Below are 4,631 nucleotides of genomic sequence, written 5' to 3'. Positions count from 1 at the left end.
GCGGGTTCTACGGATGAGGATGCGGCGGCGCGCTTGACTGAGCGGTCTCCGTCACTGCAAAGGAAGCGGAAATCAGCTGGTGCGCGAAGCGATGACGGGACTGCTTAGCGGCATCGAAGTTAGCTCCGCCGACCGCAATCTTCATGCGCTGCATGTTACGCAAACCCACCCGGGCCCTCGTGCGAAAAACCTGGAGCCCGTCGCACGCCAAGTAGAATCGATGCGATCAGACCTCAAGGAGCCCCGCAGCCAGTTCCCGCAGCCGTTTGCCTACAAACCGTGCTGCCTTGGAAAGCGGTCTTTGCCGGGTGAAGCCCAAGGAAATCGTGCGTTTGATCGCCGGTTTTTCAATGCGGACGCCCTTCAGCACGCCAGTATCCTGTTCTTCCCTGATGGCGAGCACGGGCAAAATTGTCAGCGCATGGCCGCTAACTGCAACGTCCTTCATGGCCGTGAGCGTATCCACCTCCATCACGATGTTTAGTGAAATACCCTCTTCCCGAGATAAATGGTCCAGTGTCGAGCGAAGGCCATTGGGTGTCGATGGCAATCGTCATGCAATACGTCGACCGTCATGTTCGGACTACTCTGCTAGCGCGTAGCTGCTGGGCGTCGATCTGCCCTGCTGGATCGTGGGACGGCTCGTGCAAATCCGTTCCGCTTGTCTCAGGCAAGAAGACGGCGGCACCGAATGCGACGACGTAGGCGCACAGCGCGCACGTCGCCATCGCCGTGCCGAGCGACAATGACGCGGTGAGGAGTCCCACCGTTGCCGGGACGATGGACCCGAAACCGCGCCCACCTCCGAGGCAAAAACCCTGACCACTGGCCCGAATGTAAGTCGGGAATAATTCGGCGAAGGTCGGAAGCATGCCGGACGCTAAAGCGGCCTGAAATGCGCCCAGAAAGAAGCTGAGCCCGATAGTGACGGCGGGCCCAATCGGAGCGAGCAAATAGGCGGCAACGTTCGCGGCTTGAAGGACCAGGAACGCCATGAACGCCGGTCGTCGTCCCACGCGGTCCGACACCCACCCGTAGAGAAACGGCCCGACAAGGGAACCCACGATATTAAACGCGAGATAGCCCGCGCTCGTCGCGACCGACAGGTGCAACACGGTGCGTAGATAGGTCGGCAACCAGGTGATCATGACATACGCGCCCCCGTAGATGCCCGTCGCCATGACCACAGCGGCCACGGTCCGATGCAGGTGAGCCCAGGCGAAGATTTCCCAGAACGGCGCTTGCATGGCCCCACAGTCGCGAGCCGCCTTCGCTTCGGAGTACACGCCCGACTCGGGCACGAGGCGACGGATAAAGAAAACCAAGCCGGCTGGCAAGATACCGATAGCGAAGAACACGCGCCACCCAATCTGCTCGGGGAATAGTGAGGCTATGACCGGCAATAGCGCGACCGAGATAGCATAGCCGAGGGCATAGCCGCTCTGGACAGAGGCAGCGACTCGGCCACGCAGCGCGGGCCGGATGACTTCGCTGATTAGCACGCCTCCCACGGCCGCTTCGCCGCCGTAGCCTAAGCCTTGCATAAAGCGGATACCAAACAGCACGGGAAACGAGTTGGCGAACGCCGCGGCGACGGTGAAGATACCAACCCACAAGATGGTGAACTGCAACACCCGGACGCGCCCGATTCTGTCGGCAAGAATCCCCGCACCCCAGCCGCCGATGGCGACCCCTAGGAGCGCCGCAGTGGCTAGGTAGCCTACTTGCGGATGAGTCAGCCCGAGCGTCGCGATCAGGGCCGGGATCACCAGCGAAAAGATCGTGGCGTCCATCGAATCGAGACCGAGCCCAGCGAAGCACGCCCAGTAAGTGCGCCGCTCAATAGGCGTGAGACTTGAGTACCAACCCAGACGCATTTTCTGTCCCTCTCATTTGCAGTGGAGTCGCGCTTGATATTTCGGCGCCGCTCGGCGAGCCGCGCGACTTACCTGATCGACGCGCCTGTGAACAACGTGGTCAATCGCACCGTGATAGCCGTGGATCTCAGAACGGGCAATTGTTCGAGGATTTCCGGGGCATCGGCTGGCCGCATGCGCGTCTACCAGCTTCAATTCGAAGCGTAGCGTCACCGGGTGCTAGAAGGCAGATCGAGCAAGCTGCCTACAGCAAGAGATTCGAAACGCCTTGAACGCACGATAGCGAAGTGACGTGCCGCTTAAAAAGATCGGGTTAACCAGATGCAATTGACGGTTGCGTTTGGCTTCTTGCGCTTTCGCATGCAGCCACGGGCATCGACAGTCCGCGCGGAGCCCCAACCGCAAAGACTCCCCGCCATTTTTCAGAATCTGAGCTGCAATCTTCCCGCCCCCTGCTACACGGCCGCGCGATAAGTAGATCAGATGGCATGAGTAGGAAGTCGCAATAAAACCGCCGTGCGGCGTGTAGCAATTCCGTGACGTGCTCATTCCGACGGATGACAGGAGGCAGGTCGGCCTCTAGTCGCACAAAGCTGTGGCGGCTTTGCTCTCGCAGCGGGATGCTCGGTCTGGAGTGCGCGATCTGACGAGTACGTTGATGGCGACAAGTGAGCGATCTAGGAAAAGACAGGTTCTGTGACTTGTCAGGTTTAACCGGGCGGTTTCAAGAGTGAAGCGCAACAGGGGGTTGATGAATGGAAGCTGAGGATATCGAAGCGGTTGCAAGCATACGTTCGAAGACCTCGAATGGCGAATGAAACGCATGGGTAGCGCGAGGTCGGCTGTTGAGGCTGTCGGCGATGGTATCGAGTTCGTCCTGACTGTAGATCGAGAGGTCAGTGCCCTCACGCCCTGAGGTTGTCCGTCAAGTTTTTTTGAGCAGGAAGTTCCCCTAGACGCGGCGTATGTCGAACACAACGTGATGCACCCGCCTGGCGGGTTGCCCACCGCCGGCTGGCGTCATGGTCGTAACACGCGACCCCGCCAGCCGGCCGTGGACAACCCGTGACACCACGTCAAACGGAGGCAACCCACCGATCCGGAATCCAAGTGCGTCACCATCGACCGGAACGGGTTACCCCGGAAGTTCGAGGTTCCTGAGGAGTGGCGAACCGCGTTTCCTCAAGGCGTCGAGGTAAGCGGTCTCGTCGTACGGGGTTCTGGTCTGCCAGCACCGGTACAGGATGCGGATCCACTTGAACGCCAGGGCCCGCACGGCTACCTGGTGCGAACTACCCTTCGCGCGCTGCTGCCGGTAGTAGGCGCCAGCCCAGAACGACTTGTTGATCGTCTGGGCCGCCCATTCGACGAACGTCTGGCGCACGAACTTCGGGCATTGCCAGCGCCAGTGCACCCACCGCTTCTTGCCACTGCGCTGGGTCACCGGGGCAATGCCAGAGTACTTCTGTACCTCATCAGCGCCCTGGAAGCGGTCGCGCTGCTCGCCGAAAGCAGCGAGCAGGCGCGGCGCCAACTGGAGGCCGGCACCCGGCAGGCTGTCGAACAGGGCGTAGTCAGGTAACGTACGGGCTACGGCAGCGATTTCCCTGTCGAACCGGCCGATCGCCGTGAGCACGGCGCGCAGCTGTGCCACCAATGCCAGCACGTGCAGGCGGCACGGTATAACAATGCCGGGGTCTTCGGTGAGCGGACTAGCAGCGCGGATGGATGTCAGGCGCGCCTCGATCAGCCTCGCGCATCGACAGCTGTGCGCGTGGAAGAATGCCTCAAGGGTTGTCGTGCGGGCGCGCCTGACGGCCGCGAGCGTAGGCCAGCGGGTCAGGAAATCGCAGAACAGTACCGTATCCCTGTCATCGAACCATTCCAGGGCCTGCGGGTAATACTGCTTGAGGGTGTCGCACAACCGGTTGGCGAACCGGGTCTTGTCGCCAACCAGTTGCCGGCGCTGCACAACCAGACTCATCAGGGTCCGCATGCCGGCGCTTTGCGGCCTCAGGCGACTGAACCGCTCGGGATGATGCAGCAGCAGATCGAGCGCCAGTTCCGCATCGGTCGGATCGTCCTTGGCCCCACTCGGCTGGAATGCCTCGCGATATCTGGCCAGCGTCAACGGGTTGATCGGAAAGAGCACGAAGAAATCATACTTCTGCAGTGCGGCAACAATTGGCCCCCTGGCCAGTTCGAGGGCAACCGCGATCGGGTCACCGAAGCGCCGATGTAACCCGTTTGCCCATTCGTCAATGTGTCCGACCTGATGCGCGATGCAGCCGAACTCGCGCCTGGTACCGTCCGCGGCCTGCAGGCAGATGTCGTGTTGGGTGTCTGCCCAGTCGATACCGACATACGCAGTGAATGGCTGATCCGATAGAGGTGCCATGTGAACCTCCACAAGTGATAGATTACCTGGCAGGGGCATGCATGCCTGCGTTCAGCGAAGGAAATATAGTGAGCCGGTTACGACGGCGAACCCTGAGTATTCGTTATCGAGCGCAAGCGCACCCGCGGACTCGAAGCTAAGGGCACAAACGTCAGGCGTTGTGGCAGATTATTCGTAGTCCACGGGCGCATGTCCCACCTTCGCTGGCAGCTACCTGCCAGCTGTGACCAGTATCACGGAAAGCGGGACGGACTATCTATATTTGGAAGATACTGGCGCAGCAGCCCGTTGGTGTTCTCGCAGGTACCGCGTTGCCACGGGCTGTGGGGATCGCAGAAGTACACGCGTACGCCGGT

Annotated in this window: 3 protein-coding genes and 1 pseudogene; all 4 read right to left on the bottom strand. The window is 60.7% G+C overall.

What is annotated here, in order from left to right; genetic code table 11:
- Positions 1-226 precede the first annotated feature (226 nt).
- Positions 227-550, bottom strand: a complete 324-nt coding sequence (locus P3T40_RS44735) for a LysR substrate-binding domain-containing protein (protein ID WP_429274062.1) — start codon at positions 548-550, stop codon at positions 227-229.
- Between the two features lie 22 nt (positions 551-572).
- Positions 573-1,877 (bottom strand): MFS transporter, encoded by a 1,305-nt coding sequence (locus P3T40_RS44730; RefSeq protein ID WP_429274061.1) that lies wholly within the window; start codon positions 1,875-1,877, stop codon positions 573-575.
- 724 nt (positions 1,878-2,601) lie between these two features.
- Positions 2,602-2,784, bottom strand: a pseudogene (locus tag P3T40_RS44725) (IS30 family transposase); the annotation flags it as partial.
- 228 nt (positions 2,785-3,012) lie between these two features.
- Positions 3,013-4,275, bottom strand: a complete 1,263-nt coding sequence (locus tag P3T40_RS44720; protein WP_429274060.1) for an IS110 family transposase — start codon at positions 4,273-4,275, stop codon at positions 3,013-3,015.
- Positions 4,276-4,631: the final 356 nt, after the last annotated feature.

This window comes from Paraburkholderia sp. EB58 (genome assembly GCF_050436665.1).
Classification (GTDB): Bacteria; Pseudomonadota; Gammaproteobacteria; order Burkholderiales; family Burkholderiaceae; genus Paraburkholderia.
Note: the sequence above shows the minus strand (reverse complement) of the source record. Positions and strands in the feature narration are given on the sequence as shown.